Below are 25854 nucleotides of genomic sequence, written 5' to 3' on the forward strand. Positions count from 1 at the left end.
CACCCGTTGACCGCGGACCGGGCGGGGCGCCCGGTCCGCCCGGTCAGAGCACGCCGTGCCAGAGCTGCTCGACGATCACGGCCCACCAGTTCTCCGGGTCGGCGAACGCGGTGGCGTCCAGCGTGGCCAGCGCCCACTGGAGCTCGGCGACGGCCGGCCCGGCGGCCGCCGGCGGCAGGTCGCGCAGGCGCGGGTAGCGCTCGGCGAACAGCAGCAGCGACCGGAGGAACGCCGTCAGGTCGGCATTGCAGTGCCGGGCCGCGCAGTCGTCCGGGTCGATCGCGCGGACCCGCCCCTGCGCGGTGTCCACGGTGATCAGCGCCCAGCCGTCCGAGCCGAGCAGCAGCTGCCCCAGGAGCGCCGCCCGGGCCGCCGCGGTCGCCCGAGCACCCCGGCCGAGCGCCTCGACCAGCGCGGCGACGTCCGGCAGCACCGGACCCGCCGCCTCGGCGACACCGTCCGCCGCCGGATGGTGCACCGCGAAGAAGCCCTCGACCCGCCGCGGCAGACCCACCTCCAGCAGCGGACCCGCCACCGCCGCCGGCAGATCGGCGGCGGCCACCGCGTCCGGATCGAACCGGCACACGCCGTCCGCCCCGAACACCGCCGCCAGCCGCCCCGCCAGCGCCTGCGCCGACTCGACCGGCGCCGGCGCCACCGCGACCGGGAACGGCACCCGGTTGAACGGGGTGCCGCGCCGCCCGGCCAGGGTCCGGACGTCCGCCGCCCGGTGGTCGAACCGCGGCCCGTACGGCAGGTCGTAGCCGACCGGCACCTCGGGCAGCTCCGCCAGCAGGCGCTGCGCCCAGTAGCCGCCCGGCAGCATCGTCGGCCGCAGGTCGGTACGGATCGCCAGCACGTCGGCCGCGGTCACGCCCTGCCGCTGCAACTGCTGCCAGCCGCGCAGCGCCGGATGCGGCAGCCCCGGCGCCGACTCCACCACCAGCGACTGCGGCTCGCCCGCCGCGTCCCGGTAGGCGAGCTCGGTCCGCGAACCCGGGCCGGTCACCGGCGGCAACGCCGGATCGTGACTGCCCGCACCCAGCCGGTCCCGGTACACCCGGACCACCTCCGGCACCGGCACTGACGGCCACACGCTCAACTCACCGCTCGCCCGGTCCACCACCGCGCACGCAGCGCCGATCTCCTCCGGCGCCCGGCGCGCCCCGGTCAGCGGATCCACCTGCACCGGCGACGGCTCCGGCCACACCACCCAGCCCAGGTCGAACTCGAACGAACGCACCGGCCGCGCGGTGTCCTGCGGAAGGTCGCCGTTCACCCAGCGGTGGGCGGCGGCGAGAGCCTGCTCTCGGGTGATCATCGCTTGCTGCTCCCGGCGGTGCGGTGGACAGTGAGCCGCGACCGCGGCGCGGCAGGCGCCGGCTCCGCCGGGGAGGCGGAAGGCCGCGCCGAGGCAACGGTTTCCGGCTCCGCCGGATGGCCGGCCGGCTGCGCCGGTGCGGTGGCACCGGTTCCCGGCTCCGCCGGGGGGCCGGACGGCTGCGTCACCACGACCTCGCCCACCGGCTCCGCCGGGCGGCCGGACGGCTGGTCCGCGGCAGCGCCGCCCACCGCCCCGGCGGCGGCCGGGACCGGCTCCGCCGGGCGGGCCGCCTCGACGGGCGGCTGCGCCGGAGCGGTGGCGACGGCAGCCGGCTCCGCCGGGGTGGCGGGGACGGCGGTGGTGGCGGGGAGGGGTTCGGCGAGGTCGAGCGGGCGGTTGTCCGCGGCGACGGCGATGGCCCAGAGACCGTTGTCGGCCGGGTAGAGCGGCCGGTCGGAGCGGTAGCCGGTGAGGTGGTCGAGCCAGGTGATCTCGCCCTGGTGGTTGACCGCGTTCCAGGTGTGCGAGCGCCCGAACCCGTCCAGCGTGAGCAGGACCGCGCGGCTGCCGCTGCCCGCGGCCCGCAGCGCTCCCGCCACCTGCCGGTAGCCGCCGTCGCCGTCCCCGAGGTCGAGGAAGGGCGCGCCGAGTTCCCGTTCGGCGCGGTCGCGTCCGCCGCGCTCGCCGGCGGGCCCGTCGGGCAGCCGGGGTGCGGCGCAGGTCGGGTACCCGCCGACGGTGTCCACGCCGGACAGCGCGACGTCGACGGAGTTGTTGGCGCGCCCGGCCTCGCGGGGGCCGCCGCCGTTGAGCGCCTCGATCCAGTCGCCGGCCCGCGGGTCGGGTGCGGGCAGCGGGGTGCGGCGGACGGCGTCCGCCTGGTGTGCGGGGTCGACCGGGCCGAGTCCGCCGGGCAGGCCGTACGGGCGGCTGTCGGCGATGGTCCGCGGGGTGCCGGGTTCGGCGGGCGGCGCGGGGGGCGCGGTGCGGTAGGTCTGCCAGACGAGCCAGGCGGCGGCGACCTGTCCGGGGTGGACGGGCAGCGCGGAGAGCGGTCCGCCGTCGGGGCCGCGGCGGCGGTCGGTGTCGGTGACCGGGTCGAAGCGGACCGGGTTGGCGGGCGTGTACTGCCCGATCGCACCGCCGCCGGGCTGCGCGGGGCCGCCGACGGGCGGTCGCGGGCCGGTGCCGGGTGCCTGCTGGGTGGTGTGCTGGCCGACGCCGATGACGGCGGCGCCGCCCTGCTGGGCACCGGCGCCCGCCGAACCGGCGGCACCCGGCGAGCCGGCGGCACCGGGCGCGCCGGCGACCGGACCGGTCTGGACGGGGGTGCCGCCCGCACCGGCTGCGGGCGCGGCGCCGCCGGGTGCCGCGCCGGCGACGGGACCGGCACCGACCGGACCTCCGCCGACGACGGGTGCACCGGCGACCGGGCCCGCGCCGACCGGTCCGCCTAGCATGCCGCCGCCCGCGACGGATCCGCCGCCGAGCGGGGAGCCGCCGCCGACCGGGCCGAGCTGGAAGTTCCCGGAGCCCGCCGAGGCGTGCCCGCCGCCGGACGCGCCGCCGCCGAAGGACGGCTCGGCCGCCCGGTGGCCGCCACCGCCGCCGCCGGACCAGATGTCGCCGGTGGAGACGGGTGCGCTGGGCGCGGGGGCGACCGCGACGGAGTCGGTGTGCACGGCCGCCGGGCCGTGGTGGACCGGGGGCGGCGTCCAGTCGTCGCCGGGGTCGAAGGCCGGTGCCGGCGCCTGGTACCCGCCGGTGTAGCCGCCGTTGGCGTGGCCGGTGTAGGTGCTGCTGCGGCCGTGTCCGCCGGACTGGCCGCCGCTGCCCTGGTCGTAGCCGCCGTTCGGCCGGACGCCGCCGTCGGCCGGGGTCTGGACGCCCGCGGACATGCCGGCCGCCTGGACGCTGATGCCGCCGCGCCCGTCCGGCCCGTCGGGGCCGATCACGACCTGCGGGCCGCCGTGCTTGCCGTGCGGTGCGGGGCCGTCCCCGGGGGTGTCGGCGCCGATCTGGACGCCGTGCTGGTCCACGCCGAGCACCGGCTGCCCGCCGATGTTCACCTGCAGCCCGCCGTGGTCGCCGGGGCCGCCGAGCGGGACCGGCCGGCCGTGCTGGTCGAAGACCACGGTGCGGCCGTCCGGACCGGTGGCGTGGCCGTCCTGACCGACCGTCACCGCCGTGCCGTCGACGCCGGCCAGCAGTCGGCCCTGGGAGTCGGCGGCGAGCGCGGAGACCTGTCGGCCGTCCGCGCCGAGCAGCACGGGGTGGCCGTCGGCGCCGACCTGCGGCCGGCCGTCGGCGGAGAGGGCCAGGGCGAGGCCGGTGCCGATCAGGACGCCGGTGCCGCCGACCAGCAGCGGCTTGCCGTCGGTGCCGCGCAGCGGGCGGCCGTCCTCGCCGACGGCGAGGCCGCTGACCGGCTTGCCCTCGGCGTCGACCACCTGGGCGCGGCCGTCCTCGCCGACGGTGATCTGCACGCCTTCGACGCCGCGGACCTCCTTGCCGTCCGCGCCGACCAGGATCGGGTTGCCGTGCCGGTCGGTCTTGATCGCGCCGTCCTGGTCGACGGCGGGGCGCAGTTCGCGGACCCCGGCGACCTCGACCGAGCGGGCGACCTTCGCGGCGGCGGCTCCGGCCGCTCCGCCGGCGCTGCCGGCAGACATCACCCGGGCGGCGCTGTACTCGCGCTTCTCGCCGTGCAGGCCGCGCCCGTCCGCCTGGGCGATCCGCTCCAGCGCGATGACCGCCGGCTCCTTGGCGGCGGCCTGGACGGCTTCCTTCATCTCCCGGGCGAGCTCGTGCAGCAGCCCGGCGATCTTCAGCTTGGCACCCTCGACGGCGACCGCCTCGCCGACCTCGGCGACCACGTCCTTGACCGCGCCGACGGCTGCGCCGACCAGCCCGGCGAGGCCGTCGCCGGCGTGCGCCATCTGCTGCTCGGCCTTCGCCTCGGCGGCGTCGGCCTTCTTGATCTCCTCGGCCAACTCGGTGAGGACGGCGATCACTTCGGCCTTGCAGTGGTCGACGGCGCAGGCCGCCCGGTCGAAGGCCCGGCCCATCGTCTCGGCGGCGGCGTGCGCGTCGTCCAGGTGGCCGCGGCCGCTCCCGGCGAACGCTCGCCAGTGCTCGGCGAAGGCGTCGACGGCCGGCCCGGAGTTCTCGGCGGTGACCCGCTCGGCGGACGAAGCGCCGCGCCGGGCCAGCTGCTCGGCGTCGGCGCCGAACTCCCGCCACACCGCCGCTGCCCGGCGCAGCCCGTCCTCGTCCGCCTGCGGCCAGTGGTGACCGGTCCGCGCCAGCGCGGGGGCCAGCTCCTCGGGCAGCTTCCTGGACACGTGCTCTCCCCCTTCGGGTGGTGCGGGATCAGGCGTGGTGCGAATGCGAGTGCGATGTCAGGTGCGATGTCGGGTGCGACGTCGGACACGGTTCGAGCCGGCGTACGGCAACTGCGTGCCGCCGCCCACCTGTTCCGGGAATCAGACGGCGCCGGGGCCGTGCCCGGTTGCGCCGGGCGCGGCGGAGCCGAGTCCGCCCTCCAGCCCGGTGAAGTCGACCTTGACCTGGCGGTCGGTGCGCTCGACGCTGTCCGCCATGGTGTGCAGGCCGGTGCCGATCCGGCCGAGCCGGTCCGCCAGGCCCTGCAGTCCGGCCAGCACGCCCTCGCGCGCCTCGCCGTACGCCCCGCCGAACGGCGCCCCCGGCTCGTCGGTGCCCCACGGGGTGCCGAGCCCGGCCAGCTGCTGCTCCAGGTTCACCGCCGCGCGCTGGAACTCGCCCGAGACGGTCTCGAACTCCCGCCCCTCGCCGTGGACTTCCCACGTGTTGATCCTGACATCGGCCATCGCCGCGTCCCTCCCCCGTCCCCGTGGGCGCCGGAGCACCCGGCCGTCGTCCGGCCTCGCGCCATCCTAGGCCCGCCCCCCGGGCCCACCGCCCCGGCTGCGGCCCTTTTCACAGCGGTTTCACCACCCTCGACCGGACCATTGCGGACGTTCGTCGAGAAATCGTCGCAATTGCCACCGCCGACCGCGCCCGGTCCGGCCCTCCGAGGCCATACCCTTGCCGGGTGGCAGCAGCAGAGACCGCGAAGAGCAAGAAGACCAAGAAGGCCAAGGCCGTCGACCTGGCGATGCCGACCGTCGGCGAGGTGCCGCTCGACTTCCCGCGCGCCTGGGTCGAGTTCACCGACCCGGCCGACGCCGACCAGGTGTTCCGCTGCGACCTGACCTGGCTGACCTCCCGCTGGGGCTGCATCTTCGGCAAGGGCTGCCACGGCATCCGGCCCGGCCGCGGCGAGTCCGACGGCTGCTGCACGCTCGGCGCCCACTACTCCGACGAGGACGACGAGCAGCGCGTCATCGGGCACGCCTCCCGGCTCACCCCGGACATCTGGGAGAACCACGGGCACGGCACCGACGCCGAGGGCCGGATCCTGGTCGACGGCGGCATCACCATGTTCGACGAGGACGGCGACCGCCAGACCCGCCGGGTGAACGGCGCCTGCCTCTTCCTGAACAGCCCCGGGTTCCCCGGCGGCGCGGGCTGCTCGCTGCACATCCTGGCCCTGCGCGAGGGCAAGGAGCCGCTGGAGACCAAGCCGGACGTCTGCTGGCAGCTCCCGATCCGCCGCACCTACGACTGGATCGACCGCCCCGACGACACCCGCTACCTCCAGGTCTCCATCGGCGAGTACGACCGCCGCGGCTGGGGCCCCGGCGGCCACGACCTGCACTGGTGGTGCACCGGCTCCCCGGAGGCCCACAACGCCCCCGACCCGGTCTACGTCAGCTACCGCCCCGAGCTCACCGAGCTGATGGGCGAGCCCGCGTACGACGTCCTGGTCGAGCTCTGCGAGGCCCGCATCGCGGCCAAGGGCCACAAGAAGCTGGCCCCCCACCCCGCCGACTGACTCCGGGCACCGGCGTCGCCGCCGTACGGCGTCTCGACCTGCCAGTGCTCCCACTGGTCGAGATCGTGCATGACGTAGCGCCGCATGAAGTTCCCGGGGCAAAATGCCCCGGGTGCGCCGGAGAGTGAGCGGCGTGGAACGAGGAACAACGGGGACGAACGGATGCCGCCCGTCCGGCGGTCACTTGTCGATGTCGCCGACGACGAAGAACATCGAGCCGAGGATCGCCACCATGTCGGCCACCAGCGTGCCGGGCAGCAGTTCGGTCAGCGCCTGGATGTTGTTGTAGGACGCCGAGCGCAGCTTGAGGCGCCACGGCGTCTTCTCGCCGCGCGAGACCAGGTAGTAGCCGTTGATGCCGAGCGGGTTCTCGGTCCAGGCGTAGGTCTCGCCCTCGGGGGCCTTGAGCACCTTGGGCAGTCGCAGGTTGATCGGGCCCGGCGGGAGTTCGGCGAGCCGGTCGAGGCAGGCGTCGGCGAGCTCCAGCGCGTTGACGGTCTGCTCCAGCAGGCACTCGAACCGGGCGAGGCAGTCGCCCTCGTCCCGGACCGAGACCCTGAGGACGTCCTGCAGCTCGCCGTACGCGAGGTAGGGCTCGTCCCGGCGCAGGTCGAAGTCGACGCCGCTGGCCCGGCCGATCGGGCCGCTGACGCCGTACGCGTGGACCTGCTCGCGGCTGAGCACGCCGACGCCGGCGGTGCGGCCGCGGAAGATCTCGTTGCCGAGGACCAGGTCCTCGAAGACCGGGAGCTGGGAGCGGACCACGCCGACCGCGGTCCGGACCCGGCCGAGCCAGCCGGCGGGCAGGTCCTCCTTGAGGCCGCCGACCCGGTTGAACATGTAGTGCATGCGCCCGCCGGAAGCCTCCTCCAGGACGTGCTGGAGCTCCTCGCGGCCGTTGAAGGCGTGGAAGATCGGGGTGATGCCGCCGAGCTCCAGCGGGTACGAGCCGAGGAACATCAGGTGGTTGAGCACCCGGTTGAGCTCGGCCAGCAGCGTCCGCAGCCAGACCGCGCGCCGGGGGACCTCCATGCCGAGCATCCGCTCGACGGCGAGGACGACGCCGAGCTCGTTGGCGAAGGCGGAGAGCCAGTCGTGCCGGTTGGCCAGCATGATGATCTGCCGGTAGTCGCGGGCCTCGAAGAGCTTCTCCGCGCCGCGGTGCATGTAGCCGATCACCGGCTCGGCGGCGACGATGCGCTCGCCGTCGAGCACCAGCTTGAGCCGCAGCACGCCGTGGGTGGACGGGTGCTGGGGGCCGATGTTGAGCACCATGTCGCTGGTGCCCAGCTCGCCCGTCAGCGTCTGTGCGCCCGCGCCGATCCCGACCGTGGTCTCCCTCATGGGGACAGAGTCTGCCACCCCGGCAGGCCCTCCAGCCCCTCCGGTACCGGCATGCGGACAGCCTGGACCAGCCACTGGAAGCCGCCGAGCCCGGCGGGGTCGGTCAGCTCGGCGGCCTCGCCCGCCCCGGACAGCGCCCGGAGGTAGCCGGCGGGGTCGCTGCCCGCCAGGGCCAGCGGCGGCCGGTCGCCGCGGACGCCGAGTGCCCGCAGCGCCTCCCGCTGGGTCGTCCACAGGCTGTGGACGGCGCGCCCCCCGGTCGAGGGGACGGCCACCGCGTCCAGCGCGACGTGCGCGGTGACGTCGCAGCCGCCGTCGGGGACGGGGGCGACCTCCCGGCCGTCCCGGAAGCCGGTCAGCGTGCCGAACCAGGGCCGGGTCTCCGCCGTGTGCGCGTAGTCCACGGCCACCGCGAGCCCGCGCTCCAGCGCCCCGACGGCCGCCGCCCACGCCTCGTCGCGGGGCCGCCCGAGCTCGATCCGCTCGCCCTGCGGCCACCACCGGCGCGCCCAGGCCGCGTCCTCGGGCTCCAGCTCGGCGCCCGGCCGCTCCTCGCCGTCCGCCGCGACCTCGACGTAGCGCAGCACGCCGTCCTCGTCCAGCTCGGCGACGTCCAGCGGCACGTTGTCCAGCCACTCGTTGGCGAACAGCAGGCCGGTGACGCCCTCGGGCACCCGGTCCGTCCACACCACCCCGTCCGGCAGCCCGGCGGGGCGGTCGGCCAGCTCGACGGCGTACGGGCGCAGCCGCCCCGCCAGCTCCGGCGCGGCGGCGGCGAGCACGCCGGCGGTCAGTTCGCCGCGGCCGGCCCCGAGGTCGACGAAGGCCAGCTCCGCCGGGCGGCCGAGGGCGAGGTCGGTCTCCGCGAGGAGGCGGGCGACCGCCCGGGCGTAGTGCGGTGAGGCGTGCACGGAGGTTCGGAAATGGCCCGCCGGGCCCTCCGGCCTGCGGTAGAAGCCGCCGTCGGGCCGGTAGAGGGCGTGTTCCATGGCGGGTCGCCAGCGCATCCACGTCATGTCCGAGGACGCTACCGAAGGGCGGGGCGTCTCCACCCTGCGGAGTAGGCCGGGATCGCCCTCCCGGCGGACCTGGGAGGTGGTCCGGACTCCCTAGGCTTGAAGGGTGCATCGACTCAACGCGTGGCTCCGCCGACACCCGATGGTGGTGGACGCTGCCTGGGCGCTGCTGCTGTTCGCCTTCGGCCTGCTGGTGGCGATCGAGGACTCCGGCTCCTCGGAGGACCCGATCTCGTCCTGGCAGCACGCGGTGGGCATCGCGCTGGCGGTGGTGATCCCGGCCCTGATGGTGGTCCGCCGGCGCTGGCCGAACGCGGTGGCCTCGGTCGGCCTCGGGCTGGGCCTGGTGCAGTGCCTGATGGGCGTCAATCCGGGCATGTCGTCGATCGGGTACCTGGTCTTCACGTACACCGGCGCGGCGTTCGGCTCGAAGTGGACCTCGCGGCTGGCGCTGGCCGCCTCCCTGACGGCCGGTCCGCTGACCCTGGTGCTGATCTCGCCCGCCAACGAGCGCAGCGACGCGCTGCGGGCGCTGTTCCTGGCCGGGCTGCTGACCACGCCGTTCATCCTGTGCTGGGCGTGGGGCCGGCTGACCCGGGTCCGCCGGGCGTACCTGGTGGAGCTGGAGGACCGGGCCGCCCGGCTGGAGCGCGAGCGCGACGCCCAGGCGAAGGTGGCGGTCGCCGCCGAGCGGGCCCGGATCGCCCGCGAGCTGCACGACGTGGTCGCGCACAACGTCTCGGTCATGATCGTCCAGGCCGACGGCGCCGCGTACGTGCTGGACAACTCGCCGCAGCAGGCCAAGGAGGCGCTGGCCACCATCGCCTCCACCGGCCGGCAGGCGCTGGTGGAGATGCGCCGCCTGCTCGGGGTGCTGCGCACCGCCGACACCGCCGAGGAGTACGTGCCGCAGCCCAGTGTGGAGGAGCTGCCGGAGCTGCTGGACCAGGTCCGCTCCGCCGGGCTGCCGGTGGACTTCGACGCCACCGGCGAGGTCCGCGAGCTGCCGCGCGGTGTGGAGCTGACGGTCTACCGGATCGTCCAGGAGGCGCTCACCAACGTCCGCAAGCACGGCGGTCCGGGCGCCCGGGCCAGGGTCGCGGTGGACTTCCGCGAGCGCGACCTCGAAGTGCTGATCGAGGACGACGGACGCGGTTCCACCGCCGAGCAGCTGGCCGCCGGTGGTACCGACGGCCAGGGCCATGGTCTGATCGGCATGCGGGAGCGGGTCGGCATGGTCAGCGGCAGTCTGGACGTCGGTCCGCGGCCGGGCGGCGGCTTCCGGATCCGGGCCGTGCTCCCCCTCAAGGCCGCCAAGTGAAGCAAGAGAAGGAGAGTCTCCAGTGACCATCCGGGTGATGCTCGTCGACGACCAGGAGCTGCTGCGCACCGGCTTCCGGATGGTCCTGCAGTCGCAGGGCGACATCGAGATCACGGCCGAGGCGGGCGACGGCGCCCAGGCGCTGGAGGTGCTCCGCTCGACCGAGGTCGACGTGATCCTGATGGACGTCCGGATGCCCCGCCTGGACGGCGTCCAGGCCACCCGGCGGATCTGCCTCGACGAGGCGGGCAGCCCGCTGCCGGACGCGCCCCGGGTGCTCATCCTGACCACCTTCGACCTGGACGAGTACGCCTTCGCCGCGCTCAAGGCCGGGGCCAGCGGCTTCCTGCTCAAGGACGTGCCGCCGACCGAGCTGGTCGCCGCGATCCGCGCCGTGCACGGCGGCGACGCGGTGGTCGCCCCGACCACCACCCGGCGCATGATCGACCGCTTCGCCGAGGTCCTGCCCGTCCCGTCCGGCACGCCGGGCGCCCCGATCCTCGCCCCGCTCACCGAGCGCGAGCGCGAGGTCTTCCTGCTGGTCGCCCAGGGCCTGTCCAACGGCGAGATCGCCGCCCGGCTGACCCTCTCCGAGGCCACCGTGAAGACCCACGTCGGCCGCATCCTCGCCAAGCTCGGCCTGCGCGACCGCGTCCAGGCCGTGGTGCTGGCCTACGAGAACGGTCTCGTCCGGGCGGGAGCCTCCGACTGACCCCTGCGGCGGGCCGTACGATGTAGCGGTACGTCTGGTACCCGCCGAGGACTGGAACGGAAGTTGCACGAGGAATTCGGCCCGCTCGCCGACCCCTTCGGTGATCCGGGCGACCCCGGGAACCGCCCCGGGCGGTTGGCCGTGGGGGTGGTCGGCACCGGCCGGGTGGGGCCCGCGCTGGGCGCCGCCCTGCAGTTGGCCGGGCACCGGGTGGTCGCCGCCTCCGGCGTCTCCGACGCCTCCCGCCGCCGCGCCGAGGCGCTGCTGCCGGGCGTCCGCCTGGTCACGCCGCCGCAGGTGCTGGCCGCGGCCGACCTGGTCCTGCTGACCGTCCCGGACGACGCGCTGCCCGAGCTGGTGGCCGGCCTGGCCGCGACCGGCGCGGTGCGGCCGGGGCAGCTGCTGGTGCACACCTCGGGCGCGCACGGCGTCGCGGTGCTGGAGCCGGCGACCAGGACCGGTGCGCTGCCGCTGGCCCTGCACCCCGCGATGACCTTCACCGGCACCTCGGTGGACGTGGCCAGGCTGGCCGGCTGCCCGTTCGGGGTGACCGCGCCGGAGGAGCTGCGGCCGGTCGCCGAGGCGCTGGTGGTGGAGATGGGCGGCGAGCCGTCCTGGGTGCCGGAGGAGGTCCGGGCGACCTACCACACGGCCCTGGCGCACGGCGCGAACCACCTGGTCACGCTGGTCGCCCAGGCGATGGAGCTGCTGCGCACCGCGGGCGTCGCGGAGCCGGGCCAGATGCTCGGCCCGCTGCTCGGCGCGGCCCTGGACAACGCGCTGCGCTCCGGCGACCTGGCGCTGACCGGCCCGGTCGCCCGCGGGGACGTGGGCACGGTGCGCAAGCACCTGGACCGGCTCGCTACGGTGTCCCCCGACATCGGGCAGGCGTACCGGGCGATGGCCCGGGCGACCGCGCAGCGGGCCGTCCGCAACGGGTCGCTCAAGGCAGGACCGGCGGCGGCGCTGCTGGACGTACTGAACGAGGAGAACCACTGATGGCACGTGACCGGCGCCCCGCCAAGGCCCCGAAGGCTCCGAAGGTCCGCAAGGCGGAGCTGACCCGCACGGTCGAGGAGTTCGAGGCGGCGTTCTGGCCGGACGAGCAGCCGGTCGACAACGCCGTGGTGATGACCATGGGCGCGCTGCACGACGGGCACGCCGCGCTGATCCGGGCGGCCCGCCGCCAGGTCGGCCGGGACGGCCGGGTGGCGGTCACCGTGTTCGTGAACCCGCTGCAGTTCGGCGCCGGCGAGGACCTGGACCGCTACCCGCGCACCCTGGACGCCGACCTGGCGCTCGCCGAGGAGGCCGGTGCGGACGTGGTGTTCGCCCCGACCGCGGAGGAGGTGTACCCGAACGGCGAGCCGCAGGTCCGGCTGGCGGCCGGCCCGATGGGCGCCGGCTTCGAGGGCGCGTCCCGCCCGGGCCACTTCGACGGCGTGCTGACCGTGGTCGCCAAGCTGCTGCACATCACCGACCCGGACTTCGCGTTCTTCGGCGAGAAGGACGCCCAGCAGCTGGCGCTGGTCCGCCGGATGGTCGCCGACCTCGACTTCGACGTGGAGATCGTCGGCGTGCCGACCGTCCGCGAGGAGGACGGCCTGGCGCTGTCCTCGCGCAACCGCTACCTCTCCGAGGACGAGCGCAAGCAGGCGCTCGCCCTCTCCCGCGCCCTGTTCGCCGGCCGCGACGCCGGCGCCGAGGGCGCGACCGCCGTGCGCGAGGCGGCCACCGCCGCGCTCGCCGGGGCGGACGGCATCACCCTCGACTACCTCGCCCTGATCGACCCGGACACCTTCACCGAGGCGCCGGACGACTTCCGGGGCGAGGCGGTGCTGGCCGTCGCGGCCAAGGTCGGCTCGACCCGGCTCATCGACAACGTCGGCATCATCGTCCGGTAAGCGTTCGACCACAGAAGCAATCCTCAGGCATGCACTCACAGGAGGCGTGACCCATGCTCCGCACCATGCTCAAGTCCAAGATCCACCGGGCCACCGTGACCCAGGCCGACCTGCACTACGTCGGCTCGGTCACGGTGGACGAGGACCTGCTCGACGCCGCGGACCTGCTCCCCGGCGAGCTGGTCCACATCGTCGACATCAACAACGGCGCCCGGCTGGAGACCTACACCATCGCCGGCCCGCGCGGCTCCGGCGTGATCGGCATCAACGGTGCCGCCGCCCGCCTGGTGCACCCGGGCGACCTGGTGATCCTGATCGCCTACGGGCAGATGGAGACCGCCGAGGCCAAGGCGTACATACCCAAGGTCGTGTTCGTGGACGGCGAGAACAAGATCACCGGATTCGGCGGCGACCCCGCCGAGGCGCCCGAGGGCAGCGGGCTGCTCCGCGGCGACGCGGCGTACGGTGATGCCAACGGCGCGGCCCAGACCGCCGCGCGCTGAAGGAGCCTGTGAAGCCATGTCCTACCGTCTGACCGCCCCCGCGCCGGGCTGGACCACGACCACCGACGTCGTCGTGGTCGGCTCCGGCGTGGCCGGCCTGACCGTCGCGCTCAACGTCCGCAGGGCCGGCCTGAGGGCCATGGTGGTCACCAAGGCGATGCTGGACGACGGCTCCACCCGCTGGGCCCAGGGCGGCATCGCCGCCGCCCTGGGCGACGGCGACACCCCCGAGCAGCACCTCGACGACACCCTGGTCGCCGGCGCCGGCCTCTGCGACGAGGACGCGGTGCGCACCCTGGTCACCGAGGGCCCGGACGCGGTCCGCCGGCTGATCGCCGTCGGCGCCGCCTTCGACCGCGACGCGGACGGCGGGATCCTGCTCACCCGCGAGGGCGGCCACCACCGCCGCCGGATCGCCCACGCCGGCGGCGACGCCACCGGCGCGGAGATATCGCGCGCCCTGGTCGCCGCCGTCCGCTCCGACCCCGGCATCGAGCTGATCGAGCACGCCCTCGTCCTCGACCTGCTCAAGGACGCCGGCGGCCACGCCGCCGGGATCACCCTGCACGTCATGGGCGAGGGCCAGCGCGACGGCGTCGGCGCGATCCGCGCCCGCGCCGTGGTCCTCGCCACCGGCGGCATGGGCCAGGTCTTCTCCGCCACCACCAACCCGGCCGTCTCCACCGGCGACGGCGTGGCGCTCGCGCTGCGGGCCGGCGCCGAGGTCACCGACCTGGAGTTCGTGCAGTTCCACCCCACCGTGCTCTTCCTCGGCCCGGACGCGGAGGGCCAGCAGCCGCTGGTCTCCGAGGCGGTCCGCGGCGAGGGCGCGTACCTGATCGACCGCGACGGCGTGCGCTTCATGGTCGGGCAGCACGAGCTGAACGAGCTCGCGCCGCGCGACATCGTCGCCAAGGCCATCACCCGCCGCATGCAGGAGCACGGCACCCTGCACGTGTACCTGGACGGGCGGCACTTCGGCGCCGAGATGTGGGCCGAGCGCTTCCCCACCATTCTCGCCTCCTGCCGCGCCCACGGCATCGACCCGGTCACCGAGCCGATCCCGGTCGCCCCCGCCGCGCACTACGCCTCCGGTGGCATCCGCACCGACCTGCACGGCCGCACCACGGTGCCCGGCCTGTACGCCTGCGGCGAGGTCGCCTGCACCGGCGTGCACGGCGCCAACCGGCTCGCCTCCAACTCCCTGCTCGAAGGCCTGGTGTTCGCCGAGCGGATCGCCGCCGACCTCACCGCCCGGCACACCGCCGGCGAGCTGGCCGAGCGCACCGTGGACGTCGCCGCCGCTCGCGCCGACCGGCCCGTGCCGCTGCTCGCGCCCGAGGCCCGCGCCCGGGTCCAGCACCTGATGACCACCGGCGCCGGCGTGATCCGCTCCGCGGCCTCGCTGGCCGCCACCGCGCAGGGCCTGGAGCAGCTCGCCGAGGAAGCCCACGACCGGCTCGCCGACGAGAAGCCCGCCGACCCGCGGGTCGAGACCTGGGAGGCCACCAACCTCCACCTGGTCGCCTCCGCGCTGGTCGCCGCCGGGGCGCTCCGCGAGGAGACCCGCGGCTGCCACTGGCGCGAGGACTTCCCCGACCGCGACGACACCCACTGGCAGCGCCACGTTGCGCTGACGGCGGCCCCCCAGGGGCGCGGGGCTCTACCCATCAGCGGCTCCGCCGCGGTGCGCGCCCGGCCCACCCCGGACAGCAAGATCGCGGCACGTGCAACCGACCCTCGCGAGAGCGACTGACGCACGTGGCGTTCCCCTTCGCGCAGTTCCCCGCGCCCCTGATTGGAGCATCAACATGACCCACTCCGAGCTTCCGCTCGCGTCCGACGGTTGCGGCGACGGCTGCGCGTGCGGTGACGGCGAGGCGTACGAGACCGGGCTGGACCCGGCGCTCGCCGCGCTGCTGGAGGAGGCCGGCCTGGACCCGGTCGAGGTGGAGGACATCGCCGCGATGGCGCTGTCCGAGGACCTGGCCGGCGGCGAGGACGTGACGTCGGTGGCGACGGTGCCGGCGGACGCGGTGGCGACCGCGGACTTCACCGCCCGCCAGGCCGGCGTGGTCGCCGGCCTGCGGGTGGCGGAGGCGGTCGTCTCGCTGGTCTGCGAGGAGGAGTTCGAGGTCGAGCGGCACGTCGAGGACGGCTCCGCGGTCGAGGCGGGCCAGGTGCTGCTGAGCGTCCGCAGCCGGACCCGCGACCTGCTGACCGCCGAGCGCAGCGCGCTGAACCTGCTCTGCCACCTGTCCGGCATCGCGACCGCGACCCGCGCCTGGGCGGACGCCCTGGAGGGCACCGGCGCGACCGTCCGCGACACCCGCAAGACCACCCCGGGCCTGCGCTCGCTGGAGAAGTACGCGGTGCGCGCCGGCGGCGGCGCCAACCACCGGATGGCGCTCTCCGACGCGGCCCTGGTCAAGGACAACCACGTGGTCGCGGCGGGCGGTGTCGCGGAGGCGTTCAAGGCGGTGCGCGCCGCGTACCCGGAGCTGCCGGTCGAGATCGAGGTGGACGACCTGGAGCAGATCCCGCCGGTGCTGGAGGCCGGAGCGGACCTGGTCCTGCTGGACAACTTCACCCCGGAGCAGATGCGCGAGGCGGTGGCGCTGGTGGCCGGCCGGGCGAAGCTGGAGGCTTCCGGCGGCCTGACCCTGGCCACGGCGCGCGAGGTCGCCGAGACTGGTGTCGACTACCTGGCCGTCGGCGCGCTGACCCACTCCTCGCCGATCCTGGACATCGGCCTGGACCTCCGCAGCTCCTGACCCCTCCGACCGCAGAAAGCAGCCCATGCTCCTCACCATCGACGTCGGCAACACCCAGACCACGCTCGGCCTGTTCGACGGCGAGGAGATCGTCGAGCACTGGCGGATCTCCACCGATCCGCGCCGCACGGCGGACGAACTGGCCGTGCTGCTGCAGGGGCTGATGGGCGCCCACCCGATCGTCTCCGCGGACGACCGGGTGGCGGGGATCTCGATCTGCTCCTCCGTCCCGGCCGTGCTCCACGAGCTCCGCGAGGTGACCCGCCGGTACTACGGCGACGTGCCCGCGGTGATCGTGGAGCCGGGCGTGAAGACCGGGGTGCACGTCCTGATGGACAACCCCAAGGAGGTCGGCGCCGACCGGATCGTGAACGCGCTGGCCGCCAACCACCTGTACGGCGGCCCGTGCATCGTGGTCGACTTCGGCACCGCGACCACCTTCGACGCGATCAACGCGCGCGGCGACTACGTGGGCGGCGCGATCGCGCCCGGCATCGAGATCTCGGTGGAGGCGCTGGGCATGCGCGGCGCGCTGCTGCGCAAGATCGAGCTGGTCCGGCCGCGCAACGTGATCGGCAAGAACACCGTCGAGGGCATGCAGTCCGGCGTGCTGTACGGCTTCGCCGGCCAGGTGGACGGCATGGTGAACCGGATGGCGAAGGAGCTGGCCAAGGACCCCAGCGACGTCCAGGTGATCGCCACCGGCGGGCTGGCCCCGCTGGTGCTCGGCGAGGCCGAGGAGATCGACGTCCACGAGCCGTGGCTGACCCTGATCGGCCTGCGCCTGATCTTCGAGCGGAACCGCCCCGCCACCACCTGACGCGATCCGCGACGACAGGCCCTCCGCGCCCAGCGGGGGGCCTGTCGTCGCACGGGCCGGGACTGCCATCCGACGGCCCGTCAGCCGATGCCGCAGGACCGGCCAACTCGCCCACCTTCCGGATCAGTTGGCCGTGTACACTCTGGCCCCTCGCTTCGGGAAGCGGTTGGTGACGGACAGTCAGGTGGTCGGCTCGTGTCAGAGGGATCCGGCGGACTCGCGAAGCGGCGGCGGTTGCTCGTTCTCGTCGCGGCAGGTGCGGTCCTCCTGTCGGGCGGGGGCGTGGCCGCGTCGTTCGGCATCAAGTCGCCCGCGCAGGCCGCCGCGGACGCCGAACCGCCCGCGCCGGACACGCTCACCGCGCCGGTCGAGCGGCGGGTGGTGGTGGACACCGTGGTGACCCGCGGGACGGTGACCGCCGAGCAGTCCTTCGAGGTGGCCCCCACCGGTTCCGCCGCCGGCGGCTCCAGGCCGGTGATCACCAAGCTGCCGCTGGCCGCGGGCGCCCGGGTGGACTCCGGCCAGGCGGTGCTGGAGGTGGCGGGACGGCCGGTGTTCGCGCTGCCCGGCGACGTCCCCGTCTACCGCGACCTCAAACCGGGCGCCACCGGGGAGGACGTCCGGCAGCTCCAGACCGGCCTGCGGTCGCTCGGCTTCGACCCCGGCGGCGACCCCGCGGGCACCTACGGCGGCGCCACCAAGTCCGCCGTCCGGGCGTTCTACGCCGCCCGCGGCTACGAGCCGCTGCCGGCCTCCCCCGACGGGCAGGAACGGACGACGGCCGCCGAGGACGGCGTCACCGCCGCCGAGCGGGCCGCCGCGGACGCCGGGGACGCCCTGGCCGCGGCCCGGAGCGGCCAGGGCGCCGCGGCGCCGGGCGGGGGCCCCGCGGTCGAGGCGGCCCGGAAGCAGGCGGCCCGGACGGCGGAGGACCTGGCCCGGGCCAGGCGGCGGCTCGCCGAGGTGGTGGCGGCCAACGGGCCGATGGTCCCCAGCTCCGAACTGCTCTTCCTGTCGGGCTTCCCGGCCCGGGTCGACAGCGTCGCGGGGCGGGTCGGCGGTCAGGTGACCGGCACCGTGCTGACCGTCTCCGCCGGGGCACTGGTCGTCAAGGGCGAGCTGGACGGCGCCGACAAGGGGCTGATCCGCGCCGGGCAGCAGGTGGAGATCCTCTCCGAACTGGCCGGCCGGAAGGCCGCCGGCACCGTCGCGGGCGTGTCGGACACCCCCGGTCCGGCCACCGCCGGCCAGTCCGGTGCCGGCGGTTCCGGGCAGCAGCCCGCCTCCCGCGCGGGCTCCGGCGGCTACCAGCTCCTGGTGAAGCCCGACGACCCGCTCGACCCCGGGCTGGCCGGCCAGGACGTCCGGATCACGGTCCGGGCCGCGGCCTCCAGCGGGCCGGTGCTGGTCGTCCCGCTGTCGGCGGTCTCCGCCACCGCGGACGGCCGGACGGTGGTGACCCTGCTGCGCGAGGGGCGGCGCAGCCAGGTCGAGGTGACACCGGGGACGGTGGGCGGGGGCAGCGCCGAGGTCCGGCCGCTGGTGCCCGGCAGCCTGGCCGAGGGCGACCGCGTCGTGGTCGGCACCAGGTCGGCGCCGGGTCGGACGGAGGCCCGGTGACCGTGCCCGTCCCCCCGGTCGTGGAGTTCCGGCAGGCCGGGCTCACCTACCCGGGCCCGCCCCCGGTCACCGCCCTCAGGCCCTGCGACCTGACCGTGGACCGGGGCGAGTACGTGACCGTGGTCGGCCCGTCCGGGTCCGGCAAGTCGAGCTTCCTCAACCTCGCCGGGCTGCTCGACGCGCCGACCACCGGACGCTACCTGTTCGACGGCGTGGACACCGCCCAGCTGCCGGACCGGGAGCGCACCGCCCTGCGCGGGCGCCGGATCGGCTTCGTCTTCCAGTCCTTCCACCTGCTCCCGCACCGGACCGCCGTCGAGAACGTCGCGCTCGCGATGCTGTACGCGTCGCCGTCCGGCCGCCGGGCCGCCGCGGCACGGCGGGAGCGGGCCGAGGAGGCGCTGGTCGAGGTCGGCCTGGGACACCGGCTCCGGACGACCACCGACCGGCTGTCCGGCGGGGAGCGCCAGCGGGTCGCCATCGCGCGGGCCCTGGTGAACCGGCCGGCCCTGGTCCTGTGCGACGAACCGACCGGCAACCTGGACTCGGCGACCGCCGAGTCCGTCCTGACCCTGCTCGACGGGCTGCACGCGGACGGGCTGACCGTCGTCCTGATCACCCACGACCCCCAGGTCGCCGCGCGCGGCCTGCGGACGGTGGCGATCCGCGACGGCGAACTGCACGGGACGGAGCGGGGGTGAAGGTGTTCGGGCTGCCCCGGCGAGGCGCGCGCGGCACGCGCGGCACCGACCGGACGGCGCCGACCCGGCTCGCCGCCCGGGACCTGCTGGCCGAGGCCGTGTCCGGCCTGCTGCAGCGGCCCGCCCGCTCGGCGCTCACCGCGCTCGGCACCGTGCTCGGGGTCGGGGCCTTCGTGGCGGTCCTCGGCCTGACGGCGACCGCCTCCTCCCAGATCGACGCGCGCTTCGACGCGCTGAGCGCCACCGAGGTCACCGTGGAGGACGTCGGCGGCGGCCGCCCGGGCGCCACCGGGCTGTCCTTCCCCGCCGACGCCGACCGGCGCATCGGGCAGCTGAACGGCGTGCGGGCCGCCGGCGTCTACTGGCCGGTCGACCTGGCCGACGACACCGTGCGCGCGGCACCGGTCGGCCCGCGGCGGACCGGGGAGCAGGTGGCCGTGGTCGCGGCGTCCGCCGGGGCGGTGGCCGCGGCCGCCCCGCACTTCGCCCAGGGGCGGGGGTTCGACCAGTGGCACGACTCGACCGCCCGGCAGGTGGCCGTGATCGGCTCCGGCACGGCCGCCAGGCTCGGCATCACCACCCTGGACACCCAGCCCGCCGTCTTCATCGGCGGCCGGCCGTTCGCCGTGATCGGCATCGTGGACGAGGTGCAGCGCAAGGCCGACCTGCTGCTGTCCGTGACCGTGCCGCGCGGAACCGCGGCGAAGCTCTGGGGCGAGCCGGGCCGGGAACGCGCCAGGATGCTCATCGTCACCCGGCTCGGGGCGGCCCGGCAGGTGGCGGCCGAGGCCCCGCTCGCCCTGGACGCCACCCATCCCGAGCACTTCAGGCCGCTGCCCCCGCCGGACCCCCGGGCCCTGCGCGGCGGCGTGTCCTCGGACCTGGACCAGCTCTTCCTGCTGCTGGCCGGCATCTGCCTGGTGATCGGGACGGCCGGCATCGCCAACACCACGCTGGTCGCCGTCCTCGAACGGGTCGGGGAGATCGGCCTGCGCCGCGCCCTGGGCGCCCGCCGGCGGCACATCACCGCCCAGTTCCTCGCCGAGTCCGCCTCGCTCGGCCTGCTCGGCGGGCTGGTCGGCACCTCGCTCGGGGTGCTCACCGTCCTCGGCGTGGCGGTCGGCCGGAACTGGACCCCGGTGATCGACCCGGTGACCGTCGCGGCGGCGCCCGCCATCGGACTGGCCACCGGCCTGCTGGCCGGTGCCTACCCGGCCTGGCGGGCCACCCGGATCCAGCCCGCGGAGGCGCTCCGCCGCTGATCCGGCACCGCCCTGTCAGACGATCCGCAGATAGGCCGAACCGGGCCTGTCACCTCGTCAATCGCCATAAATCGGACGTACGCCACGTAGTGTCGTGCCATGCCAACGCCACACGGATCGCGCGGCGGCATGGCCTTCAGCGCCGACGAAGTCCGGGTGCTGCGCCGTGTCCTCGCCCAAGCCCTGCACCCCGCCGACCGGATCCAACCGCCCACCGCCACCGAGCTGTGGACCGAGGACGTCCAGGACGCGCTGCGGCTCACCGAGGCCATCGACGAGGCGGTGCAGGAGGGCGGCCGGCTGCGCGCCTTCCTGCTCGCCGACCTCGCCCGCTACCGCAGTGCGCTGCCCGGCGGCGCGGCCGGCTACCTGGACCGACTGGAGGAGGCGGTCGCCGACGGCTACCTGCCCACCCCCGAGGACCTGGCCGCGCTGCGCTCGCTCTCCCGAATGCCGTGCGGCACCGCCGAGCGCTCCCGCCGGTCCCGGCTGGCCGGGCGCTGCCACGCGCTCGCCGAGGCCGAGATCCGCGAACGGCTGTTCCTGACGTCCGGGCAGCGCCACCTCACGGCGGTGCCCAGCCCGACGCCCGAACCCCTGCCCACCATCCCCGTTGGAGGACGGATCCCGATGAGCACCCAGAAGCCCCCGCCCCCCGCGGACCGCCCCCAGCCCCGCCGCATGCCCACCCCCGCCGAGCTGTTCGGCCGCCGCCCCCAGCCCGCTCCCCGCCCCCACCCGGACGACCGCGCCGCCGACGAGGAGCGCCCCGAACTCGCCACCGGCACCGACGGCTGACCGTCACCACCGCCCCCGCCGAACCGGGTTGACGTGCCGACACGGCGGGCGCGGTGGGGGCGTGGGGGTACGGGAGCAGCTCATCACGAATTGGCAAAGGTTCCGGTGCGGTACGAACTGTCCTGCCCCGAACTGTCCTCTTTCGGCCATTGGACTGGCCTGAAACCTCCCCTAGGGTCTGCTCGCACACATCACGATCAGACAGATCCACACCGGGGGGACCATGCGCACCCTGCGCGCCCGCACACTCGCTCTCCCGACGGCCGTGGCGGCGCTGGCCCTCAGCGCTGCCGCCGTCCCCGCCCACGCGGACGACATCAAGCTCAGCCTGTCCGCGCCGGGCAGCGTCCAGATTCCCGGCAAGCCGGTGACGAAGCAGGAGTGGGACGAGAACCTGCACCTGCGGATCGGCCGGACCGGCAACACCGACGTGAAGAACGTCAAGGTCGTCTTCGACACCAAGGACCTCGCCGGGATCGCCGCCCTGTCGGTGGACCGCTGCGCCGTCCAGGGCACCGTGACCACCTGCGACCAGCCCGACCTGCGGTTCGACTCGATCAACATCAGCCAGCACCCGTTCCTCAACGCGGTCGACGGGGTCAAGCCCGGCACCAGCGGGGTGCTGCACATCAAGGTCACCGCTTCCGGTGCCACCGAGGCCACCGCCGACGTGCGGGTCGACGTGGGCGGACCGGACTTCAAGGCCAAGGACCTGGCCCCGATCACCGACGCCAAGGTGGGCGGCGCCGTCACACCGGCGATCGTGTTCGCGAACCGCGGCGGGACGGCCTCCAGGAAGATCGTGGTCGAGGTGAGCGCGGTCTCCGCCCTGGAGGTCCGCCAGTGGCCGTCCAACTGCGAGTACGCCCAGGAGCCGGACGGCTCGTACGAAGGCCGCTCCTGGCCGGGCGCGCTCGACGGCGTCTGCGTGATCGACACCCCGGTGGCCCCCGGCGAGGTCTTCAAGCTGAGCCCGCTGACCTTCACCGTCGGCGCCACCGCCGAGTACGACTTCGCCGACATCTCGGTCTACCCGACCGAGGACAGCGAGGTCTCGGCCATCCCGCTCTGGCGCAAGAACCTGAAGCTGACCCGCGGCACCGGCCCGGCGATGACCGCCACCAAGACCACCGACGCCGCGCTGCTGACCGAGGAGCGCCACCCGTACGACATGCGGGTCGAGCAGGAGGTCAGGACCGACAACCCGGCCGACTTCTCGGCGCTCGGTGCCTGGGCCCCCGCCCCCGGCGGCAGGACCGGCACGCTGACGGTGGGCGAGCGCAACGACGGCCCGGCGTCGATCTACGACCGCAGCGGTGGCGAGGCCGCACCGTCCGTGCGGGTGGTGTTCCCGGACGGGGTTTCGGTCACCAAAACGCCGACCGGCTGCTCGGCGGTCACCTGGGAGGACGGACAGCAGGTCGCGAAGCCGAACAAGTACGACTGCGGCGGCCCGTGGTGGGTCCCGTCCGGCTTCCAGGGGACCTACGCCTTCGAGCTGGCCGTCGCCGCCCCGGAGTCCGCGCCCGCCGCGACGGTCTCGCTGCAGAACACCGAGAGCAAGTACGGCACCGGGCACGCCTCGGCCGTGATGTCCTGGGACCACAACGCGGCGAACGACCTGGTCAAGGTCGCCCTCGGCACCTCGGCGAGCGGCTCGATCCCGACCGCCAAGCCGAAGCCGACCCCGACCTCGACCGGTCCCACCAGCGCCCCGGTCGTCTCGCTGCCGACCGCGACGCCGTCCGCCCAGCGCAGCACCGGCGCCCCGTCCTCGGCCCCGGCCGGCGGCTCGGCGTCGCACACCGGCGGCAACCTCGCCTCCACCGGTGCCTCCGGCATCGGCCCGATGGTCGGCGGCGGCATCGCCGCGATCGCCCTCGGTGGCGGCGTGATCGCCCTGGTGGCCCGCCGCCGCAAGGCCGGCGCGCACCAGTAGCACCCGCCCGACCCTCCGGTCGCCGGCCCCCGGGACGCCCTCGCGGCTCCCGGGGGCCGTTGCGCCGCAGGGGTAATCCCGTGGCGGGAGTGCGCGTGGGCCTGGCTACCCTTGTGGGGTGAGCGATCAGAGCAGCGTCCCCCAGGCCGACGACCTTCCGGAGCAGATGCGCGTCCGGCGCGAGAAGCTGGACCGGCTCCGGGCGGCCGGCATCGACCCGTACCCGGTCGGCTTCCCCCGTACCTCCACCATCGCGGACCTGCGCGCCAAGCACCCCGACCTGGAGCCGGACACCGCCACCGGCGAGCGGGCCGGCATCACCGGCCGGGTGATCCTGGCCCGGACCGGCGGCAAGCTGTGCTTCGCGACGCTCCGCGACGGCTCCGGCGACCTGCAGGTGATGCTCTCGCTCGACAAGCTGGGCGAGGAGCGGCTGGCCGCCTGGAAGGCCGACATCGACCTGGGCGACCAGGTGGGCGTCGAGGGCGAGGTGATCACCTCCCGCCGCGGCGAGCTGTCGGTGATGGTGGACCGCTGGGAGCTCACCGCCAAGTGCCTGCGCCCGCTGCCGGACAAGCACAAGGGCCTGACCGACCCGGAGGCCCGGGTCCGCCAGCGGTACGTGGACCTGATCGTGAACCCCGAGGCGCGCGAGATGCTGCAGCTGCGCACCAAGGTGGTCCGCTCGATCCGCCGCACCTACGAGGACCGCGGCTACCTCGAGGTCGAGACCCCGATGCTGCAGCCGATCCACGGCGGCGCCAACGCCCGCCCGTTCAAGACGCACATCAACGCGTACGACATCGAGCTCTACCTGCGCATCGCGACCGAGCTCTACCTCAAGCGCCTGGTGGTCGGCGGCGCCGAGAAGGTCTTCGAGATCAACCGGAACTTCCGCAACGAGGGCGCCGACGCAACCCACAACCCGGAGTTCACCGCGCTGGAGTCGTACGAGGCGTACGGCGACTACGACACCCAGGCAGAGCTGATCCGGGCGATCATCATCAACGCCGCCCGCGACGCCCTGGGCGGCACCGTGGTGCGCGGCCTCGGCCCGGACGGCCAGGAGCACGAGATCGACCTGGCCGAGCCGTGGGAGGAGGTGTCGGTCTACCCCGGCATCTCGGCCCGCCTGGGCGCCGAGGTCACCCCGGAGACCTCCGTCGAGGAGCTGCGCCGGCTCGCCGACGGCGCGGGCGTGCCGTGGGAGAAGGAGTGGGGCCACGGCCAGATCGTCCTGGAGATGATCGAGCGCCTGCTGGAGCACCACGCGATCCGGCCGACCTTCATCAAGGACTACCCGACCGAGGTCTCCCCGCTGACCCGCCAGCACCGCTCGATCCCGGGCGTGGCGGAGAAGTGGGACCTGGTCATCTTCGGCACCGAGATCGGCACCGCCTACTCCGAGCTGATCGACCCGGTCGAGCAGCGGGCCCGCCTCACCGCCCAGTCGCTGCTGGCGGCCGGCGGCGACGTCGAGGCGATGCAGCTGGACGAGGACTTCCTGCGCGCCCTGGAGTACGCGATGCCCCCCACCGGCGGCCTCGGCCTCGGTGTGGACCGCCTGATCATGCTGCTCACCGGCAAGAACATCCGCGAGACGGTGCTCTTCCCGCTGGTGAAGCCGGCCGCGAAGGCCGCCGCCGGCGCGGACGCCGGGACCGAGAGCTCCGAGGAGGAGTGACCTGATGGACTACGTCAGCGCAATCGTGCCGCCGCTCGTCATGGCGATCGGCTTCGGGTTCCTGGTGCGGGCCATCATCCGCAGCCAGGGCGGCGCCCAGAAGGCCAAGGAGGACGCGGCCGCCGAGGCGCTGGCGGCCCGTTCCGCGGGTGCCGCGGGCGAATAGATCCACGGATCGCACCGGCGCGCCGTCACCCCTGGGGGTGGCGGCGCGCCGGTTTGTTTGTCAATGGATGCGTTTGTCCGTATCGGCCCTATCCTGGCCGCACTATGGTGCGGCAACTCGGAGAACTCGAGAACGACATCATGACCCGGGTCTGGCAGTGGAACCGCCCGGTCACGGTTCGCGAGGTTCTGCAGGATCTGGTGTCGGAACGCGAAATCGCGTACACGACGGTGATGACGGTGCTCGACAAGCTCTACCGAAAGGGCTGGCTGCGGCGCGAGCAGTCCGGGCGGGCGTATGTATATGAGCCGGTCTCCTCGCGGGAGGCCTACACCGCCGCGTTGATGAACGAGGCGTGGGCCACCAGCGACAATCCGGCGGCGGCGCTGGTGCACTTCTTCGGACTGATGTCACCGGAGCAGCGGGAGGCGCTGCGCGATGCGCTGCGGGTGGCCGGTGTCGATACGGATGAGACCCGGGAGCCCCCGGCGCGATAACGTCCCGCCCATGGAGGTCACCATCCGCCGGGCGCGGACCACCGACGTGCGGGCCGTTCGCCGGCTCATCGACGCGTACTCGCGCGAGGGCATTCTGCTCGACAAGCCGACCGTCACGCTGTTCGAATCCGTCCAGGAGTTCTGGGTGGCCGAGCGCGACGAGGACGGCGCGGTGGTGGCCTGCGGGGCGCTGCACGTGATGTGGGAGGACCTCGCCGAGGTGCGCACCCTGGCGGTGGATCCGGCCTGCAAGGGGCACGGTATCGGCCATCTTCTGCTGGCGAAGCTGCTGCAGACCGCGCGTTGGCTCGGAGTCCGTCGGATTTTCTGCTTGACGTTCGAGACCGTGTTCTTCGCGAAACACGGCTTCGTGGAGATCGGCGAAAACGACGATCGTACGTCAGACCCGGCAGTCGTGGCCACGGAAGTCTATGAAGAACTCCTGCGCTCGTACGATGAAGGAGTGGCGGAGTTCCTGGACCTGGAGCGGGTGAAGCCGAACACGCTCGGCAACTCGCGCATGCTGCTGCACCTCAGCTGACCCTCCCGGG

Annotated in this window: 23 protein-coding genes; 18 read left to right on the forward strand and 5 right to left on the reverse strand. The window is 74.7% G+C overall.

Features of this window, described 5'->3' with window-relative positions:
• Positions 1-43: 43 nt before the first annotated feature.
• The 3 genes from ABEB06_RS17110 to ABEB06_RS17120 all read right to left on the reverse strand — a co-directional run bounded on the left by ABEB06_RS17110 (position 44) and on the right by ABEB06_RS17120 (position 5175).
• On the reverse strand, positions 44-1321 hold the full coding sequence (locus ABEB06_RS17110) for an SUKH-4 family immunity protein (protein WP_345697726.1): 1278 nt from the start codon (positions 1319-1321) through the stop codon (positions 44-46).
• Positions 1318-4668, reverse strand: a complete 3351-nt coding sequence (locus ABEB06_RS17115; RefSeq protein WP_345697727.1) for a toxin glutamine deamidase domain-containing protein — start codon at positions 4666-4668, stop codon at positions 1318-1320. Before ABEB06_RS17115 ends, ABEB06_RS17110 begins: the two co-directional genes overlap by 4 nt.
• A 141-nt stretch (positions 4669-4809) precedes the next feature.
• Complete coding sequence (locus ABEB06_RS17120) at positions 4810-5175, reverse strand: hypothetical protein (RefSeq protein WP_345697728.1); 366 nt, start codon at positions 5173-5175, stop codon at positions 4810-4812.
• Positions 5176-5462: 287 nt separating this feature from the next.
• Here ABEB06_RS17120 and ABEB06_RS17125 point away from each other — a divergent pair, with 287 nt between their 5' ends.
• Positions 5463-6242, forward strand: a complete 780-nt coding sequence (locus ABEB06_RS17125; RefSeq protein ID WP_345701877.1) for a DUF3109 family protein — start codon at positions 5463-5465, stop codon at positions 6240-6242.
• Positions 6243-6422: 180 nt separating this feature from the next.
• On the opposite strand, the gene ABEB06_RS17130 is transcribed toward ABEB06_RS17125, so the two are convergent.
• Both ABEB06_RS17130 and ABEB06_RS17135 read right to left on the reverse strand, forming a co-directional pair.
• Entirely contained in the window at positions 6423-7586 is a 1164-nt protein-coding gene (locus ABEB06_RS17130) for an NADH-quinone oxidoreductase subunit D (protein ID WP_345697729.1), read from the reverse strand.
• Positions 7583-8602, reverse strand: a complete 1020-nt coding sequence (locus tag ABEB06_RS17135; protein WP_345697730.1) for an SAM-dependent methyltransferase — start codon at positions 8600-8602, stop codon at positions 7583-7585. The genes ABEB06_RS17130 and ABEB06_RS17135 overlap by 4 nt, the downstream gene beginning before the upstream one ends.
• Before the next feature lie 106 nt (positions 8603-8708).
• Here ABEB06_RS17135 and ABEB06_RS17140 point away from each other — a divergent pair, with 106 nt between their 5' ends.
• The 17 genes from ABEB06_RS17140 to ABEB06_RS17220 all read left to right on the forward strand — a co-directional run bounded on the left by ABEB06_RS17140 (position 8709) and on the right by ABEB06_RS17220 (position 25844).
• Positions 8709-9923, forward strand: coding sequence for a sensor histidine kinase (locus tag ABEB06_RS17140; RefSeq protein WP_345697731.1), 1215 nt, complete (start codon positions 8709-8711; stop codon positions 9921-9923).
• Between the two features lie 22 nt (positions 9924-9945).
• Positions 9946-10635 (forward strand): response regulator, encoded by a 690-nt coding sequence (locus tag ABEB06_RS17145; protein ID WP_345697732.1) that lies wholly within the window; start codon positions 9946-9948, stop codon positions 10633-10635.
• 63 nt (positions 10636-10698) lie between these two features.
• Positions 10699-11634: a Rossmann-like and DUF2520 domain-containing protein gene (locus ABEB06_RS17150; protein WP_345697733.1), complete on the forward strand. Its 936-nt coding sequence runs from the start codon at positions 10699-10701 to the stop codon at positions 11632-11634.
• Positions 11634-12539: a pantoate--beta-alanine ligase gene (panC, locus tag ABEB06_RS17155; RefSeq protein WP_345697734.1), complete on the forward strand. Its 906-nt coding sequence runs from the start codon at positions 11634-11636 to the stop codon at positions 12537-12539. Before ABEB06_RS17150 ends, panC begins: the two co-directional genes overlap by 1 nt.
• Before the next feature lie 53 nt (positions 12540-12592).
• Positions 12593-13042: an aspartate 1-decarboxylase gene (panD, locus tag ABEB06_RS17160; protein ID WP_345697735.1), complete on the forward strand. Its 450-nt coding sequence runs from the start codon at positions 12593-12595 to the stop codon at positions 13040-13042.
• A gap of 16 nt (positions 13043-13058) precedes the next feature.
• Positions 13059-14798 carry an L-aspartate oxidase gene (locus ABEB06_RS17165; RefSeq protein ID WP_345697736.1) on the forward strand — a complete coding sequence of 580 codons (1740 nt, stop codon included), beginning with the start codon at positions 13059-13061 and terminating at the stop codon, positions 14796-14798.
• A 55-nt stretch (positions 14799-14853) separates the two neighbouring features.
• Positions 14854-15816, forward strand: coding sequence for a carboxylating nicotinate-nucleotide diphosphorylase (gene nadC, locus ABEB06_RS17170; protein ID WP_345697737.1), 963 nt, complete (start codon positions 14854-14856; stop codon positions 15814-15816).
• 25 nt (positions 15817-15841) lie between these two features.
• The gene (locus tag ABEB06_RS17175) at positions 15842-16636 is read left to right on the forward strand and encodes a type III pantothenate kinase (RefSeq protein WP_345697738.1); all 795 of its coding nucleotides are present in this window, start codon (positions 15842-15844) and stop codon (positions 16634-16636) included.
• Positions 16637-16831: 195 nt separating this feature from the next.
• Complete coding sequence (locus ABEB06_RS17180) at positions 16832-18256, forward strand: peptidoglycan-binding protein (protein ID WP_345697739.1); 1425 nt, start codon at positions 16832-16834, stop codon at positions 18254-18256.
• Positions 18253-18957: an ABC transporter ATP-binding protein gene (locus tag ABEB06_RS17185; RefSeq protein WP_345697740.1), complete on the forward strand. Its 705-nt coding sequence runs from the start codon at positions 18253-18255 to the stop codon at positions 18955-18957. Before ABEB06_RS17180 ends, ABEB06_RS17185 begins: the two co-directional genes overlap by 4 nt.
• Positions 18958-18959: 2 nt before the next feature.
• Positions 18960-20219 (forward strand): ABC transporter permease, encoded by a 1260-nt coding sequence (locus tag ABEB06_RS17190; RefSeq protein WP_345701878.1) that lies wholly within the window; start codon positions 18960-18962, stop codon positions 20217-20219.
• A gap of 99 nt (positions 20220-20318) precedes the next feature.
• Entirely contained in the window at positions 20319-21017 is a 699-nt protein-coding gene (locus ABEB06_RS17195) for a hypothetical protein (RefSeq protein WP_345697741.1), read from the forward strand.
• Between the two features lie 223 nt (positions 21018-21240).
• Entirely contained in the window at positions 21241-22956 is a 1716-nt protein-coding gene (locus ABEB06_RS17200; protein WP_345697742.1) for a hypothetical protein, read from the forward strand.
• 118 nt (positions 22957-23074) lie between these two features.
• Complete coding sequence (gene lysX, locus ABEB06_RS17205; protein WP_345697743.1) at positions 23075-24640, forward strand: bifunctional lysylphosphatidylglycerol synthetase/lysine--tRNA ligase LysX; 1566 nt, start codon at positions 23075-23077, stop codon at positions 24638-24640.
• A 4-nt stretch (positions 24641-24644) separates the two neighbouring features.
• The gene (locus tag ABEB06_RS17210) at positions 24645-24806 is read left to right on the forward strand and encodes a hypothetical protein (protein WP_345697744.1); all 162 of its coding nucleotides are present in this window, start codon (positions 24645-24647) and stop codon (positions 24804-24806) included.
• A gap of 104 nt (positions 24807-24910) precedes the next feature.
• Positions 24911-25303, forward strand: a complete 393-nt coding sequence (locus tag ABEB06_RS17215) for a BlaI/MecI/CopY family transcriptional regulator (RefSeq protein ID WP_345697745.1) — start codon at positions 24911-24913, stop codon at positions 25301-25303.
• Between the two features lie 10 nt (positions 25304-25313).
• A complete protein-coding gene (locus tag ABEB06_RS17220) occupies positions 25314-25844 on the forward strand; it encodes an amino-acid N-acetyltransferase (RefSeq protein ID WP_345697746.1) in 531 nt (176 codons plus the stop codon).
• Positions 25845-25854 lie beyond the last annotated feature (10 nt).

It is taken from the genome of Kitasatospora terrestris, from assembly GCF_039542905.1.
Taxonomy (GTDB): domain Bacteria; phylum Actinomycetota; class Actinomycetes; order Streptomycetales; family Streptomycetaceae; genus Kitasatospora; species Kitasatospora terrestris.

What these genes read in the sequence shown, in the direction of transcription:
- ABEB06_RS17195 (WP_345697741.1), top strand. Translation starts at nt 20,319, where the DNA reads ATGCCAACGCCACACGGATCGCGCGGCGGCATGGCCTTCAGCGCCGAC.
- ABEB06_RS17175 (WP_345697738.1), top strand. Translation starts at nt 15,842, where the DNA reads ATGCTCCTCACCATCGACGTCGGCAACACCCAGACCACGCTCGGCCTG.
- ABEB06_RS17120 (WP_345697728.1), bottom strand. Translation starts at nt 5,175, where the DNA reads ATGGCCGATGTCAGGATCAACACGTGGGAAGTCCACGGCGAGGGGCGG.
- ABEB06_RS17130 (WP_345697729.1), bottom strand. Translation starts at nt 7,586, where the DNA reads ATGAGGGAGACCACGGTCGGGATCGGCGCGGGCGCACAGACGCTGACG.
- panC (WP_345697734.1), top strand. Translation starts at nt 11,634, where the DNA reads ATGGCACGTGACCGGCGCCCCGCCAAGGCCCCGAAGGCTCCGAAGGTC.
- ABEB06_RS17220 (WP_345697746.1), top strand. Translation starts at nt 25,314, where the DNA reads ATGGAGGTCACCATCCGCCGGGCGCGGACCACCGACGTGCGGGCCGTT.
- panD (WP_345697735.1), top strand. Translation starts at nt 12,593, where the DNA reads ATGCTCCGCACCATGCTCAAGTCCAAGATCCACCGGGCCACCGTGACC.
- ABEB06_RS17200 (WP_345697742.1), top strand. Translation starts at nt 21,241, where the DNA reads ATGCGCACCCTGCGCGCCCGCACACTCGCTCTCCCGACGGCCGTGGCG.
- nadC (WP_345697737.1), top strand. Translation starts at nt 14,854, where the DNA reads ATGACCCACTCCGAGCTTCCGCTCGCGTCCGACGGTTGCGGCGACGGC.
- ABEB06_RS17135 (WP_345697730.1), bottom strand. Translation starts at nt 8,602, where the DNA reads ATGACGTGGATGCGCTGGCGACCCGCCATGGAACACGCCCTCTACCGG.
- ABEB06_RS17165 (WP_345697736.1), top strand. Translation starts at nt 13,059, where the DNA reads ATGTCCTACCGTCTGACCGCCCCCGCGCCGGGCTGGACCACGACCACC.
- ABEB06_RS17125 (WP_345701877.1), top strand. Translation starts at nt 5,463, where the DNA reads ATGCCGACCGTCGGCGAGGTGCCGCTCGACTTCCCGCGCGCCTGGGTC.
- ABEB06_RS17215 (WP_345697745.1), top strand. Translation starts at nt 24,911, where the DNA reads ATGGTGCGGCAACTCGGAGAACTCGAGAACGACATCATGACCCGGGTC.
- ABEB06_RS17210 (WP_345697744.1), top strand. Translation starts at nt 24,645, where the DNA reads ATGGACTACGTCAGCGCAATCGTGCCGCCGCTCGTCATGGCGATCGGC.
- ABEB06_RS17110 (WP_345697726.1), bottom strand. Translation starts at nt 1,321, where the DNA reads ATGATCACCCGAGAGCAGGCTCTCGCCGCCGCCCACCGCTGGGTGAAC.